Source organism: Paenibacillus alginolyticus DSM 5050 = NBRC 15375 (assembly GCF_000422905.1).
GTDB classification, from domain to species: domain Bacteria; phylum Bacillota; class Bacilli; order Paenibacillales; family NBRC-103111; genus Paenibacillus_E; species Paenibacillus_E alginolyticus.
Genome location: NZ_AUGY01000056.1, coordinates 39,788 through 53,484, shown reverse-complemented (window position 1 = coordinate 53,484; position 13,697 = coordinate 39,788). Strand labels below are relative to the sequence as shown.

At 43.0% G+C, this 13,697-nt stretch carries 16 protein-coding genes; 3 read left to right on the top strand and 13 right to left on the bottom strand.

Translation table 11 applies throughout. The annotated features are described in order from the left end of the window. The 12 genes from G519_RS44230 to G519_RS0123415 all read right to left on the bottom strand — a co-directional run. Positions 1-717, bottom strand: a 717-nt coding sequence (locus G519_RS44230; protein ID WP_036633669.1) for a hypothetical protein, incomplete at its 3' end; no start/stop codon positions are given. A 428-nt stretch (positions 718-1,145) separates the two neighbouring features. After that, positions 1,146-1,475 (bottom strand): hypothetical protein, encoded by a 330-nt coding sequence (locus G519_RS0123475; protein ID WP_029196776.1) that lies wholly within the window; start codon positions 1,473-1,475, stop codon positions 1,146-1,148. Then, on the bottom strand, positions 1,472-2,350 hold the full coding sequence (locus G519_RS0123470) for a ubiquitin-activating E1 family protein (RefSeq protein WP_029196775.1): 879 nt from the start codon (positions 2,348-2,350) through the stop codon (positions 1,472-1,474). Before G519_RS0123470 ends, G519_RS0123475 begins: the two co-directional genes overlap by 4 nt. 909 nt (positions 2,351-3,259) lie before the next feature. Beyond that, the gene (locus G519_RS0123460) at positions 3,260-3,655 is read right to left on the bottom strand and encodes a DUF6527 family protein (protein WP_029196774.1); all 396 of its coding nucleotides are present in this window, start codon (positions 3,653-3,655) and stop codon (positions 3,260-3,262) included. Further along, positions 3,630-4,769: a ThiF family adenylyltransferase gene (locus G519_RS0123455; RefSeq protein ID WP_029196773.1), complete on the bottom strand. Its 1,140-nt coding sequence runs from the start codon at positions 4,767-4,769 to the stop codon at positions 3,630-3,632. Before G519_RS0123455 ends, G519_RS0123460 begins: the two co-directional genes overlap by 26 nt. A gap of 149 nt (positions 4,770-4,918) precedes the next feature. After that, positions 4,919-5,785, bottom strand: a complete 867-nt coding sequence (locus tag G519_RS0123450) for a hypothetical protein (RefSeq protein ID WP_029196772.1) — start codon at positions 5,783-5,785, stop codon at positions 4,919-4,921. After that, the gene (locus G519_RS0123445; protein WP_029196771.1) at positions 5,785-6,345 is read right to left on the bottom strand and encodes a hypothetical protein; all 561 of its coding nucleotides are present in this window, start codon (positions 6,343-6,345) and stop codon (positions 5,785-5,787) included. The genes G519_RS0123450 and G519_RS0123445 overlap by 1 nt, the downstream gene beginning before the upstream one ends. A 33-nt stretch (positions 6,346-6,378) precedes the next feature. Further along, positions 6,379-7,527 (bottom strand): hypothetical protein, encoded by a 1,149-nt coding sequence (locus G519_RS0123440; RefSeq protein WP_029196770.1) that lies wholly within the window; start codon positions 7,525-7,527, stop codon positions 6,379-6,381. After that, positions 7,508-7,996, bottom strand: a complete 489-nt coding sequence (locus G519_RS0123435; protein ID WP_029196769.1) for a hypothetical protein — start codon at positions 7,994-7,996, stop codon at positions 7,508-7,510. The genes G519_RS0123440 and G519_RS0123435 overlap by 20 nt, the downstream gene beginning before the upstream one ends. Positions 7,997-8,008: 12 nt before the next feature. Beyond that, on the bottom strand, positions 8,009-8,290 hold the full coding sequence (locus tag G519_RS0123430) for a hypothetical protein (RefSeq protein ID WP_029196768.1): 282 nt from the start codon (positions 8,288-8,290) through the stop codon (positions 8,009-8,011). 14 nt (positions 8,291-8,304) lie between these two features. Then, the gene (locus G519_RS0123425) at positions 8,305-8,622 is read right to left on the bottom strand and encodes a hypothetical protein (RefSeq protein WP_029196767.1); all 318 of its coding nucleotides are present in this window, start codon (positions 8,620-8,622) and stop codon (positions 8,305-8,307) included. Between the two features lie 520 nt (positions 8,623-9,142). Beyond that, positions 9,143-9,385, bottom strand: a complete 243-nt coding sequence (locus G519_RS0123415) for a hypothetical protein (protein ID WP_029196765.1) — start codon at positions 9,383-9,385, stop codon at positions 9,143-9,145. Between the two features lie 1,254 nt (positions 9,386-10,639). Between G519_RS0123415 and G519_RS53640 the strand changes: the two genes are divergently transcribed. The 3 genes from G519_RS53640 (at position 10,640) to G519_RS0123390 (ending at position 12,008) form a co-directional block, all read left to right on the top strand. Further along, positions 10,640-10,810 carry an aspartyl-phosphate phosphatase Spo0E family protein gene (locus G519_RS53640; RefSeq protein ID WP_127527657.1) on the top strand — a complete coding sequence of 57 codons (171 nt, stop codon included), beginning with the start codon at positions 10,640-10,642 and terminating at the stop codon, positions 10,808-10,810. 187 nt (positions 10,811-10,997) lie between these two features. Continuing rightward, positions 10,998-11,456, top strand: coding sequence for a ribose 5-phosphate isomerase B (gene rpiB, locus G519_RS0123400; RefSeq protein ID WP_029196764.1), 459 nt, complete (start codon positions 10,998-11,000; stop codon positions 11,454-11,456). Positions 11,457-11,729: 273 nt separating this feature from the next. Further along, on the top strand, positions 11,730-12,008 hold the full coding sequence (locus G519_RS0123390; RefSeq protein ID WP_029196763.1) for a Ger(x)C family spore germination C-terminal domain-containing protein: 279 nt from the start codon (positions 11,730-11,732) through the stop codon (positions 12,006-12,008). A 365-nt stretch (positions 12,009-12,373) separates the two neighbouring features. On the opposite strand, the gene G519_RS0123385 is transcribed toward G519_RS0123390, so the two are convergent. Further along, the gene (locus tag G519_RS0123385; protein WP_029196762.1) at positions 12,374-13,582 is read right to left on the bottom strand and encodes a Ger(x)C family spore germination protein; all 1,209 of its coding nucleotides are present in this window, start codon (positions 13,580-13,582) and stop codon (positions 12,374-12,376) included. Between the last annotated feature and the right edge of the window lie 115 nt (positions 13,583-13,697).

Genomic DNA, 13,697 nt, shown 5'->3' with positions numbered 1-13,697 from the left:
CCGTTCCCGCTCGATATCCTTCTGCTCGATGACCCGCTCCAACTCCCGCGTATGCCTTTCAGCCAGGGATGCTACCTCCCGCTCCAGATCGGTATGTTTACGCTGAAGCGCTTCGTGTTCGGAAAGGATCCGCTCCCCCGCTTCGGCAGCTTCTTGCTGTTTCTTGACGAGCCCGGCCAGCGTATCATTTTTCCCGCGGTACTCGTCCACCAAGAGCTTCGCATTCTGGGAGGATTCCTCCATTTGCTTGATTAAAGCCGCCTTCTGCTGCAACTCTTCATCCTTCCCCTTGACTCTCTGCTGCAACTCTTCGGCTTCTTTGGCCTTCTCCTGCAATTTTACTTTGAAATCCTGTAGAGAAACCTTCAGATCGGACTCATCCACTTCATGTTGCTCGATTATCCGACGCTTTTCCTCTGTTTCAATGTCCATCATTTGCGTAAAAGTATTGGAGATGCCTTGGAGATGACTTTCAAGATATTCCAGAAGTTTCCCGTAACCAGGGTTCCGATCTTTAAGCTGATGCAACTTATAAATGTTGATGACTTTCTCGAACCATTCGTCTTCATTTTTTGTCTCCGATTGATTAAACAGAGACTTCACTTCTTCTTTTAGATCAGGGGTGATCTTGTACGATTTAACCGTCTTGGATACTTTTTTTCCATCTTCCCCAACACCTGCAGCTGATAGTCCGCCACCCACATGTTCATCTTCCATTATGCCGAACACCTCCACATCCTCTAGTATACCAAGTAAACCCGTTTTTAATCAGTCTACCATGTAAACCGATTTAAGAGAACAAAAAAAAGCGACAGGAGGATCGCTCCCCCCGTGTCGCTTCTTCTTCTTCTTCATTAATAATTACTTTACCGTGCTACCGGCCAATGACACTACAGGCTTGACCATTACTGTCTTTTTTGGCTCGTCCTTTTTCGCCTTGATCAAATCCCGATACCACTGATATCGCATTAACAACTTCCGGTGGTTGGTTGAGACAAACTCAAATTGTACGTCCATGACGATTCGCCTTGGCTTTCAAGCGGAAGCGGATACGGCATCGCCGCTCCAGCTCCTACTTACTAAGCCAAAGGGCGATGCCTCCTCCCTATTCGTTTTTATTCGTTATCCTGTTGGTTATCTAGAAATCAACCAATCCAAAGCTCGCTATCATCATCGAACTCGAATTTCAACGCGCGAGCCTTTGCAAACAGGTCAAGCGCATCAACTACCACGTAGCCCTTGATCTCCAGATAGTCACGCATCTGTTCCTCCGTATATCGTACTTGCTTGATAAAGACAATGGGACGCTCATCCGTATCGAATCGAAAGCCTTCCAAATAGAATTCTCCTTCCGTACTAGATAGCTGCGTCCAGCTACGGAATAAAACCACCCATTCCATTGTCATATCAGCACGTTTGATCCTTACCGGTTCCCCAAGAGAAAATGTTGGTAGTTTTGTGATTGTTGCCTTCATGCTGTCACCTTTCTCTTTGCTCTCTCGAAGTCATTGACTTGATCAGAAGTCAGAAACGTTGGCTTCATTTGCCCGAGTTGAGCATTGAAGTTGATCACCGAGGCATAGAGGCTCTTGGTGTGAAACAGATTGTTCATGACCATAGAAGCAACCTGCGCTGCAATCTGATTGGACATGATTCGCTGCGGGTTTTCCGGTAGCATCTCCCCACAAGATTGTCCGGGGAAGGCTGTATGATCGTTTTCTAAAATGTTGGGATAAACCCTTGTCACGGGAGGCAAAATGACATCCCCGTGCCATTTCAAGCCGATCACACACTGCCCACCCCAGCCGCTTGCGTTTATGATCTTCTTTTCCTCCGAATTTGGGCGTTCAAATTGCGTCATCCCTTCTATGCCTAAGTCGATCCAAACCAAATCCGAAACTTCATCCGAGAAAAAAAACTCGTCGAATAGCTGCCGAGATCGGTCGTTATCCACCATACCGACCAAGATCGGGATGATTTGCCGGCCATTATCGGGTGATGGGAACAAGCGGTGAAGCATATCCAGCGATGTTACATACTCAGTCACACGCTTCGCATCTACGTTGTAATGCCCCCCATAACGATCCGCCAAGGCCACCACTTTCTTCAGCTTCTCAGTTACATCGTCATCGGAAAAAAGTTGATTTCTCAAGTTCTTTTTCTCCACTTCGTCGCCGTCTGCAATTAATACGTCAAACAACGCATCATTCCGATATGACGAATTAAGGGCTTTGTAAGACGATACGAGCTGGAGTAAGTTCCGGAAGAAGTACCCGCCGTTACCACCGGCACCAATCTGCCGAATCAAAAAATGAATGTACTGATTTTCTTGGAGACAGATCGTTTTCATGCAATCCACCCCGACAATTTTGAATGTGACATTTGCACATCTCCTTCCAATGGTTTTTTAAAGGCAAAAAAAATCGCCTTTCCAAAAAACCCATTTTCGACCCACTACGGGCGTAAAAGGACGCTCTTTGGAAAAGCGATTTTAAAGCAACGGTACTCCTTGGGCCGCATGGCAGAGGAGCAAACAAAAGGAAAAGAAAGATGGCTTAATTATAACAAAATGCCAGGAGGGGCGCTATAGAGCAAATCGTCCCCTTCGAAAATCGCCCCTGCCTTGCTACTATGCCAAACTGAAGATATACGGATCGCTTTTGAGGGGGAGAAGGCGATTGGTGGTAGGTAAGGAGAGGCGTCGGCTTTATCCGTTACGCCTACCTTTTCCCCGACCTCACACAGACCAGGATAGTTTCCCATCTTCCTTAGGGTGACGTAATTACTCAGCCAGTGTAATGTTATTGGATTGCAGGTAAGATAGGATCACAGCTTGTTCATGTTCGCTGAAAATGACCGTATCTACTGGGCACCCCTCGTATAAAAAAGCGAAGGTAGGTCATTGGATTCATCCTCCAGCCAAACCTCTTTTGTACCTTTGTTGACTTCATAATCCAAAATGCTTTTAATCATTGATTAACCACCCTCTCCATCCCATCAAGGGATGTGAATTTCCCTCGATAGGGATGAAAAGTCGAAGTATTGCGTATCTACGCAGATTGTCTAGGAAGGAACAATGCTCACGTCACCAAACTCGACATTAAAGTTTTGAAGTGCAAGAAGCCAGCAATCATAAGGGTGTGCTGGCTTTTTCCCGAAATATTAAATACATTTAAAGTTTTGAAGTGGTTGTTGGGTACAAAAAGGCTAAAATACAATTAAGTTTTGAAGTACTTCTTACAATTGGCTTCTCTCCTATTTATTTAAGCAAACTACTTATAAAACGGTCGAGCAAACCCTTTTTCTTACCATTCGTGCGGTTCTCTGCTTCTTTTCTTGACCCTTCTCTGGTCTTCTTAATTTGCTCTTCAGTCCATGATTCTGCCCAAATTATACGATTACCCTTCACCCAATAATGGGATCTGCAGCGATAGGACCAATTTCCAATGGATGGATGTAGTGAAATTGTTTCTCCATCGTATATCACCTTCCACCCAGATGGTGATATCGGTGTCACCACTTCTTCACCACATCCACAAGCACATTTATGGACCGCGACATTGTACGGCAGACTCACGTACAGTTTTCTAGCCTCGATGACATCCGGGATCGTAGATGCAAAAACATGGTCAAACTTCAGCTGCGTAGTCATCATTATGGAGCTCCCCTGTATTAATATCGAATGTTATATTATGTTCCTGATAGAGATCCTGATAGAAGCCGAAATACTTCTTCCACTTAATCACAGATAGTGCTCCGTTCAGTGCATTTAGATCCGCAATTTGAATATTTGAGAAGTACTCATCTTTTACCCCATCCGCAAATGATACTCGGTCATAGATATGATCGTTCTTTTCGGGTGTGCCCATTGTGATTCGAACTTGACCAATTAAAGAATCATCCAGTGATTGAACACCAATTCCAGCATCGATGTAGGGCTTATTGTTCAATTCCAAGTGATTAATTATTGATCTTTTGGTACTTCCTTCATCCATGGAGATAAAGTAAAAATCTGCAGAGACGAGATCCCTAACGTTATCTTCATGAAGGCGATAGCCATGAGCGATAATATGTTTATGCATTTTTTGATAAATCTCTCGTAGGTAATCTACTTTTAGCTTTCCTTCATTTAATTGCTCAATTGAAGGGGCTCCAGGAGACCTAAATGCATTATGCTGTAAAAAATCGTCCCCGTCATATAGGTGGATTTCAGAAACGGGTGTTTTGGCAATCAAGTCTAAAATGTACGAACCCGTCCCGCCGCATCCAATTATTGCAATTTTTTGGTTCTGTAACTTAGTCGTGGCTGCTGCAGTATTGGCTCTGCTTGTATTCGTGTCGTAATACTGAAAAACAGAATCACTTGAAGATTCTACTACTTTGAATGTTGTTATGGTCACTGTTGGATCAAGAGAGTGAGCTGGGGCCATAATTATTTCACAGTACCTTCTGAATTTCTCATAATAATTAGCATATCCTTGTTCAGGTTTATTGGAAAATGAATGGTTCACGATTACACCTTCCGCCAACATCTGATCAGCGGATCCATGTTGAATTGCAGATATTCTTGTTCCATCTCTATGGCAAGGATGTTCCCCGCTGAAATATATGACATGGTTATCAGGAGTTGTGGTCCTATCACCCAAAAGGGTGAGGCTCGACACTAATGTACCGAACCTTATCTCTCTATTGAAGTCGACATAAGGTACGTGATGAACTAATGCACATCCGGCCTTTACTTCAATTTCGAACCCTTCAATTTCTTGCAAAGCCCCTCATCGATAATCACAAATACATACGTTTCAGTGTGCATTATAATATCCTCCCGAGACGACCCGCTCCGCGAGGTCGTCAAGAATTAGACCCCGCGGCGGGACGTAACGGTATCGAGTTGCTTGTCCAAGATACAGAGTGTTATTTACTCTAGTACCTCTTGTAAGTAGGCATCCCATGCTGCTCCACAGTCACGGATGAAGGAATCAAGATCGGTGGCCTTGATTTTTTCAACCATGTTTGCAGCATGCACCTTCGGGAAATCATGATTGATTCTGGCATCTTCGAAGATCTCCTGCTCACTGGCCTCGGCCACCCAAAACTTATACATGAGTGGTATCATCGTTTCGATATCGTACTCATATCCAGAAGCACTTTTATGAACACGCTGATGCCATTCATCCGGATAAGTGCCAACATGGGTTACGTCTGGCTTATCGAATATGTAATCAATGGGCAAGGAGAAAAATTGTCCTCTGGCACCTACCCTTAGCTTCATCTCAGGTGCTTCATTCATCAATCCACCAATAACTGCATAAAGCATAAATGCCTTCTCGTCGAAATTGTCCTTGGTGGAGAAAAAAGCCGGCATGGCATTATGCGAATGGATGTGAAGCACTTGAACATACCGCGGTTCATTAAACCGTTGAGTACAATCAGCTTCAATGGAATCCCACCGAACCGATTGCACCGGGCAGTCCAACTCGTATTGACCGGTCTGTAGATCATAGAATACTTGCACCATAACCTCGTTCTGCTCGGCGCTATTGCAGTATGCATTGAAGAATGAAATTGTGGTCGTCAGCAGCTCACCAGGAATCTTGGGTAAGCGAAAGTCGAAGCCTTCCTTAATCACATCAAGGGAAGGAACGAGGGGCCTGTGTAACACAAGCCGCCCGATCAAACTATCCCTAATCTCATAGAGCTTGCCGTCTTGACCGGCAATGATATTGTTAGGCTGACGATTCTCTGCTTTCAAGAAGTCACGTAATCTCCAGAAGAAACCAGGCATTAGAAGCACCCCTTCGAGGTACCGAATGCATCCAAGAACAAGAGCTTCTCTTCTTCCTTTTCAGTATCCCATTTTGCGCGCGCCTGAGTTAATTCCACACATCCTTCATCCGTTGCGAGTTTCTCTCGAATTTCATCGAGCGTTGCTTCCGTCTTTCCATCCGCGATTTCTTCTTCAAACAACGTATTGATGATGAATGTCTGTCCTCCATATCGCACAGACCAGGAATCCGGCTCATTCAAAGGCACTTTCTCCAACTTTAGTTTCGGTGGAGCGGGAGGAGTTTTTGGTGCTGCTCCTTTACCCGCTTTAGCAATCGATTTTGTCGATGCTGCGCTCTTGCCCTTTTTCTCTTCTTCTTCTTTTGCAGACGTTTCCGGATCCATACCGAACAACGAAAGTTGCCCGTCCGGATTAACGGCGATATCAAATTTGAAATCCGCTGCGTCAGTAGAAGCAAATTCAGGCGCCAGGTCACCATGATCTTGACCGGCTACAACTGCATTATCCGAAAACAATCCTTGCTCTAGCTCCGTGTTCTTATTCTCCATATTTTCCATCGTGTGTATCTCCTCTCAAAATGTAAGATATTTTTATACAGCGACGGCCGCCTGATCGGCTTCATCCTGTAGAATTTCGCTGGCGCTGGTTTCGGCAGCCGATTTGAACATCTCGAAGAAATCATGAACGTTCACATTGAGCGGCTTTAGAGCCGAGTCATCAAAGTCCTTGTTCTGGAGCTTATAGAACCATTCCCGAAGGTTCTCCCCTTCAAAGAGATGGTTATTCGCCGGCGAGTTAAAGAATAGGTCCGGCAGATTTTGCAGCTCAAACAAACTTTTGATTTTGATGTTCGTAAGCTCCGGCCAACATGCACGGTTGTCTGAATACACATTTGAGAATGGGTAACGGTACAGTTTTGTCTTTGGTTTGATGGATACGTCCTTCACCACGACAATTTGACAGGCCCAAATCATATCCTGTTTCACCAAGAAAGCAAACAGCAGTTTCGGGTGACCCACTTGGCTGTAAGGGGTGTTATGAAAAATCACATCCCGCCTTGCCCGCTCCCGCTCCAACACAACAATCTTTGTTCCATCAGATTCTTCCTGATACAACACGGTCCCTTTTGGTAAGATCGGCGTACAGACAGTCTTCACCTTTCGAACGAATTCGGCAGCTATTCCTCGGAAGAACTCCTTCACCTCACTGTCTTGAATACGCGATAGCGATTCAAGCACACCTCGGAGCAGCTCTTCATTTCGATTGCTCGCCAATTTCACCTTAGAAAGCAAAATCAAGAACAACTCGGCAAACACCTCGTCGTTTTTGATCCCCCCAACCCTCATAAGGAGATGGCGCAGAAAGCCGGTGAGACTCTCTTCGTCCAACAAGCCAAGGTCAAATTTACTGGCTACAGCCTTGAATAGATCAACGACGAGTTCCATATTATCCGTGTCTTTGGCCCTCTCTACAACCATTCCAAGGGCTTTGGATAAGCTGGATCCCTTTAGGTTCTCAATCGCCGGCTCAACAATTTCACTTACCATGTCACCGTTCTTCATGATGAGTTTGGTAAGCTCGAACGGTTCGACCATTGATAGCATCGCGTTCAAAAGATCATCGATCCGGACCCTCTGTTCCTTAACGGTGTACCCTTCTTCCCGGCTGATAACTCGGGCAAGGGTCGTATCTGATTCAGGAAGAACAATAATTCGCCCATTATCCGGCATGCGGTCCATCCGCAGTCACCCCTTTCGTCTTCTCGTCCAATTTCTTTTTGAATTGGATAAACTCTTTCAGCGCCACGTTGGAGTACCCATACGTGCCCCTGATCGCCACCTGCAGCTCCCCGTCGCCTAACGTTGTTTTGAACTCTAGCTCCGCAAAATCGCAATAGATCTCCTTCAACGGATCAATGAGCTCTTTCTGTTCTTCCGGAGAAAGCTCCTTCAACGCGGGAACGGGAATGACAAAGCGCCGTTCGTCTTCATCCTCGTTTTCATCCAGATCAAGGCTCATATCGAACAATAGATCGATGGAGCGAAAGAATAACGAATCGACCTGGTAATGAAAGCTGTCGGCAGAAAAAATACACGACCCCGGCAACGGTTTGCCAATGTCGTGCATCATCTTAGCCATAACGATGTTGTCCATCGTCGGATAATACTCCCATAGGGTATCAGAGCCGTAAGCACAAGATTTTCCCATCACAGCACCTCCCTACATGCTCAAGTTGACGGGGAAATTGTACTTCCGAGAGAGGTGTTCCGCGTACTGAATTGCTTGGAACAAATCCTTTCCCGAGAAAGTTCGTTTTGCTTTTCCTTCGTCAACTGTCATTGGTAGATCAACATGCGAATACAAACTCCACTTCTCAACCGGTGTCCAGGTTAACCCGACGTTATACAAGATCCGGTCAACCGTATTCCTCTTCTTATAGATTGTTTGACGGCAAAAATATACCCGCTGTTCAAACTGGGTATCACCTACAACAATGCCCATAGAGCATTCTCCTCTCAAAAAAATGATTTTTTCGGGGGACGTACACCGTCAACAATCTGCCGAATATGCGCAATTCGATTGATTTGCGTCAGCATATTGTCGCGGTTGATTTCCGCCTCATCTTCGGTTTCGGCGCAGGCAAACCAGCCGACATGCTCTAGGGCGAGTTCAGCCTGCTGCAAGGTAAACGAATCGAAGTCGATTTCGCTTAGATGACTACAGCAGAGCAAGTAGTCGATTACCCGCATCGTCCCTTCATCCAACTTTGCATCATCCGGGGTTAGCGCCGTTTCTGTTACCATTTGGTCGAAACGTTCTAATGAAACTCCCAACGTCAGCACCTCCTTCTTTCATTGAAATATGAGTGTAAATAAAAAAACACTCATTCAATGACTAAGTGAACGTCCAAAGACGTTTTTCCGTCCAAAATTGGACAGATTTAGTCACTCAATGAGTGTTTCATTAAGACACGGAATCCCTTGGGCCGCCTGGCAGGGACATAGAAAAACAAAAATAAGATACTTCAATATTATCATAATTTTTTTTCTTATGCCAGAACCAACAGGGATAGAAAAAAGAAAAAACCTCCCTATGAAGGAAGGCTTAGTGCAAGTAAGATTCAAACTACTGGAATCATCGTAAAGTTCTTGATTTGATCCCATGACCTTCCGGCAAACGCGCCGGAATTTATAATTTCCCTTCGCAACCTCTTCGTTTTCAATCTGCTTTGCCCATGCAAAAAGAGGATGAGACTCTTCTTTAGCTTTACATGAGGCAATACAAATCATCTGGGTATTAAAATAGGACATTGTGTGTCTTTTGGCTTCAACCCCCGCAGCGTTTCGTTCCCCTCTACCCGATCAGCAAACTCAGCTGTCCATCACTGTGCAGGGACAACGGAAGAGCCGGCATTTCTTTTTCGTCTTTTCCACCTGCTGAATCATACTCGAACTCGACTTCCATGACAGGGCGAAAATACTCTGATGCCAAGAAAGACGCCGACCCTAGCCCAGCTCCCGCGCAAAGCGATAACAACTTCAGGCGTTCATCACTGTGCGTTGTTACTGTTGTCGCTCGGACAGATTCCAATTTCATATATATCTCTGATCGCAATTTCTTTGTTGCAATTATTACACGAGTTCTTTAATGCTATTTTATGGGTTAGACACGTATCGATCCCATTTACTTTCCCGAGTCCGGGGTAGCCTCTCTGCATCATTACACTCTATACACCACATTCACAGCATTACTGTTTCAATAGTAACCATTATTGATTTGTGTACCACTTTAGGTCAATTGTCGAATTTGCATGCTGGCAGTGGCGGATGCGCCGCTGACATCCAATTCCTTCCCGCTGCGTGAGTTGAATATGTTAGCTACTATTTGTTTAAAAAAGCCAATAAAAGAACATAATTTAGGTGGAAGGCTAAACCGGAAGGTGGTGTAACTTCGTTCTCATCTACTCCTCTGTTACAACTCATTCAAAGATTCGACCCTATAGCTAACATTATCTTATATATTGGTGGTTTTGTAAAAATGACCTTATTTTTCAATGCGTCTTGATTAGCAATTCTAGAAATTTTTAAGAACAAATACCAACTAGTGACTTCTATCATTAAAATAGTGACGTGGTTTGCCTTTACATATACTTATTTTAATACCGTTAAATTCTATAAATGGGTAGGACCTAAAGTATTTGTTCCGTATATACATCCCATATTTTATATATTACTCCCATGCGTGTTACTTATTATTATTAAGATTAAGGTGGGTTCTCTAGTCCAAAATAAAAAGAGAATAAGGATGGAATAATGATGCCGGATATTCTAACATTAAATAAAGCTGGGATTGTTCCTACAATCCTTTTTTTTGGTGGGGCCTTATATTTAATAATTTTAATATCAATCATGATATTCTTCGTTCTCTGTGCTATTTGGAACTTTATTAAATCTAAACACTTATAAAATGGACAGGAATTAATTTCAGTTCAATTACAACCTCTTGCTCAAACACCCACTACGTTTCTTTTCCAAACACTCCCATTCAATTTCTTATCCTCTATTTCACATAAAATACCGTCTTTAGTCCAATTACACTTTTAGTAAAAAAAATTGAGGTTTTGCAGCTATGTTGTTGATCTTAGATTTAGTAGTTGAGAGAAAAATCTAGCAATGAATCCCATTATTTTACTTGAACAATAAGAGCAGTGATAGTATAGTAGTAGAGTGGTTAAAGGCTTTCCCAAATGTTCTTTTTTTCGAGGAATTTGTTACATCCTCCCTTTACAGAAGAACATTGGTTTTTTCATTAAAAAAATTGGGAGGAAAATTTTTGATATTACAACATAAAGTGCTGTTAGAAATTATTGAAAATTTGCGAAGTGAATTAGTTCAAATAGTTGCAATGTCGGATTGTTTCATAGATGACGAGGTCGTAAGATTAAGCCAGGAGCTTGACCAATATATTGCGTTATTCCATAAATTAGGATTTAAAAAAGAAACTATTAAATTGATAAGCTAAAGTGATCATATAGGATTTTGCAAGAACTGGCTCTTAATGAACTGTATGCAGACATTTAATTCACATAACTGCCTATTCGTGATTTCAACAGAGGAGAGAAGCTGCTAAGTTCCCAGCATGCCTCCCTACCTCTTTATGTTACTGTCCTAACGAATCGAACTCGAAAAAGCAAAGGAGCATTTTACTCATGAAAATTGCATTAGGCGCAGATCATGCAGGCTATCGTTTGAAAGATATCATCATTCCTTTTATCGAATCATTAGGTCACCAAGTCATAGATTTCGGTTGCAGCTGCGCTGATTCCGTGGATTATCCCGACTATGCACTGCAGGTTTGCGAGCAAGTGGTGGCGGGCGAAGCGGACAAAGGGATTCTTATTTGCGGAACGGGCATTGGCATGTCCATTGCAGCAAACAAGGTTCCAGGCATCCGCTGCGCACTCGTGCACGACCTGTTCTCTGCGAAAGCGACACGTGAGCACAACGATACGAATATGCTTGCGATCGGTGAAAGGGTCATTGGACCGGGTGTGGCAGAAGAAATCGTGAAAATCTGGCTGGAAACCGAGTTTTCACAAGGTGTTCGCCACCAGAACCGCATTAATAAAGTAAAAAGTATCGAAGATCGTTTCGCGCTCCATCCATAGGCACGGGGGAGGGACTTTCAATGACGGATTCCATTCTCCGAACCATCGCTGAAGCTGTTGATACAAATCTCCGGGGAAAAAATTACTCTACCAATTCTACGGTCAAGATATAGTCAAACGGTACCCAATACTGTACCATTTTCGTGGGATAGCTTCACTGCCACTCTCATTATATTTCATTGTAATTACAAATTGCTGGCTAAATAAGGCCCATGGAAATAATAAACTATCGATAATTAACTCGTGCAAAACGAAATGGGGACGCTTGTATTCATGAACTGGTTAACATCAAGAAGAAATCAAAACAGCCACGAGTCTGATAAGATAAAAGAAACCAATCTTACTTCCGTTATTAAGTTAGGCAGACTTGCTGTATTGAAAGAAGGAAAAATGGTTGGCTGGCTTACCAAAGGCGAAGCTCTAGGCGTTACCTTTATGGCTAATAAATTCAATTCTGTTAGCATAACTATTCCTTGCGTTCCGAGTTCAGAGGGTAGCAATAGAACTACTATACAAATAAACTTACCCCTTCGTTTGAGAACGGTCGCTTAATATGATAATAGATATTTATGGGAAGGGCGTTCACCTGAAGGTTTGGCGGTTCTATCTTCCAGCATCCCATGCATTTCAAAAATAGTTAACCTTCAATTAGAAATCACCCCGGCATAATTTCACCGTGATATCAATGCTCATAGAATACCGTGACCGGCGCCAGTGCTGTTGCCTACGCAGCTCCAGGAACATGATCCTGCATATTCTTGGAAAGGGTTCGGGATCACCGACCATACGAACGCGTTCCGGGTTTAAGACTATCAAAGCCTTTTGCAGCGGTAATTCATTTGAAAGGGATTTTTTGGCAGTAGGCTACTTCTTGATTTCATGCTCGACATGCTTCAGATGAATGACATCGTGATAGGTCATTCCATTTCTTTAAGGTAGGAATTGGTCACCGTTCCAACCCGTTTAATTTTCACCTTTACCTTAAAATGAACTGAGGCATTCATAAATCCATCGTCATTCCATCTTTCAGCCAATTTTCCCCATTGTTTGGGGTTGGATCGTTCGATAATTTCTCCAAAACCAAAAACATCTGTTTTTAAAGTATGAGCCTTTTTAAATACGTTTTCTAAATTTGATTGAATATCCTGTTCCGCCCCTTTTTCAAACCGTTCAATCGTCTTTGTATCCGTTAAATCGACGTTTTGGCATTGAACTTCTCCAATATTTCCTTCCGCATGAAACGAGACATATATGATCGGTTTTCCTTCATCGATCTTCGCCTTGGTCTCCGTTTTCGTTCGGAGGATTTCAACTCCTGCAAACTCTTTTCTTCCACCAGGACAAGGAAACTGAACGAATGTTTTTTTGACATGTTTTTCTTGGGTATAATTAAATCCTTTGCTTTCTTCCTGATTTAACCAACCGACGAGTTTATCCTTTTTAAAAACAGCCATCCCGCTATATATCAACCGGGTAGGAACATCAATGGCTTGTAAATTTTCCTGTTTGTTACCTTCTTTTTTATCCCCTATGATTTCAATGGCTGTGATCACCGGATCTTTTCCTTTAGATACGATATCATTTATTAATTCATCTAATTTTACCGTTCCTGTTGCCGCCCACAATTTGTTCGAAGTTTCAAGTTTCGAAAACAGATTTTGAGTGGGAATTTTCTCCACCGGTAATAATATCTTAAGAACATCTCTCGCCTTACTTCCTTTTACGATAGTAAGATAGAAATCCGGCCGTGTTTGATAACCCCTGTAAAGAACATCTAACGCATCTCCAATTCCATCCTTCGCCATTTCTTCACCGATCACTACCATCTGGAGATGGGAAAGATAGAGCGTTCTTGGAGCAATCATGGACATTTTACGCAAAGCTTTAAACAGGGTTTCTGCATTTTCTTGATACAACGTAACTGATGCACGATTTCCTCCTCCTTTTGATTTGTTAGCAATTTCTCCTGGATTTAACAATTGAATCGATAATTCATATTGATTTTTTGTTTTATCAATTCCAATTGCTGTAACAATTCCAAGTTCATTCAATTCCTTCCGATCCCAACATCCTGTGAGATTTGCAAATGAAAAGAGAAGAAGGATGGAAAAAATTCGTTTTAACATATTGAATCCTTTCATTAGGCGGATGAGAATCTGAAGTTCCTCAGACGAGCTGCTTTTCAAATCCTTTTGCTAAGTACGGTGCCGCTGAACACTTTACGAAATACATAAGCCTCTC

What these genes read in the sequence shown, in the direction of transcription:
- G519_RS0123450 (WP_029196772.1), bottom strand. Translation starts at nt 5,785, where the DNA reads ATGCCTGGTTTCTTCTGGAGATTACGTGACTTCTTGAAAGCAGAGAAT.
- G519_RS0123470 (WP_029196775.1), bottom strand. Translation starts at nt 2,350, where the DNA reads ATGAAAACGATCTGTCTCCAAGAAAATCAGTACATTCATTTTTTGATT.
- G519_RS0123460 (WP_029196774.1), bottom strand. Translation starts at nt 3,655, where the DNA reads ATGATGACTACGCAGCTGAAGTTTGACCATGTTTTTGCATCTACGATC.
- G519_RS0123385 (WP_029196762.1), bottom strand. Translation starts at nt 13,582, where the DNA reads ATGTTAAAACGAATTTTTTCCATCCTTCTTCTCTTTTCATTTGCAAAT.
- G519_RS0123475 (WP_029196776.1), bottom strand. Translation starts at nt 1,475, where the DNA reads ATGAAGGCAACAATCACAAAACTACCAACATTTTCTCTTGGGGAACCG.
- G519_RS0123430 (WP_029196768.1), bottom strand. Translation starts at nt 8,290, where the DNA reads ATGGGCATTGTTGTAGGTGATACCCAGTTTGAACAGCGGGTATATTTT.
- G519_RS0123445 (WP_029196771.1), bottom strand. Translation starts at nt 6,345, where the DNA reads ATGGAAAATATGGAGAATAAGAACACGGAGCTAGAGCAAGGATTGTTT.
- rpiB (WP_029196764.1), top strand. Translation starts at nt 10,998, where the DNA reads ATGAAAATTGCATTAGGCGCAGATCATGCAGGCTATCGTTTGAAAGAT.
- G519_RS0123415 (WP_029196765.1), bottom strand. Translation starts at nt 9,385, where the DNA reads ATGAAATTGGAATCTGTCCGAGCGACAACAGTAACAACGCACAGTGAT.
- G519_RS0123435 (WP_029196769.1), bottom strand. Translation starts at nt 7,996, where the DNA reads ATGGGAAAATCTTGTGCTTACGGCTCTGATACCCTATGGGAGTATTAT.
- G519_RS0123440 (WP_029196770.1), bottom strand. Translation starts at nt 7,527, where the DNA reads ATGGACCGCATGCCGGATAATGGGCGAATTATTGTTCTTCCTGAATCA.
- G519_RS0123390 (WP_029196763.1), top strand. Translation starts at nt 11,730, where the DNA reads ATGAACTGGTTAACATCAAGAAGAAATCAAAACAGCCACGAGTCTGAT.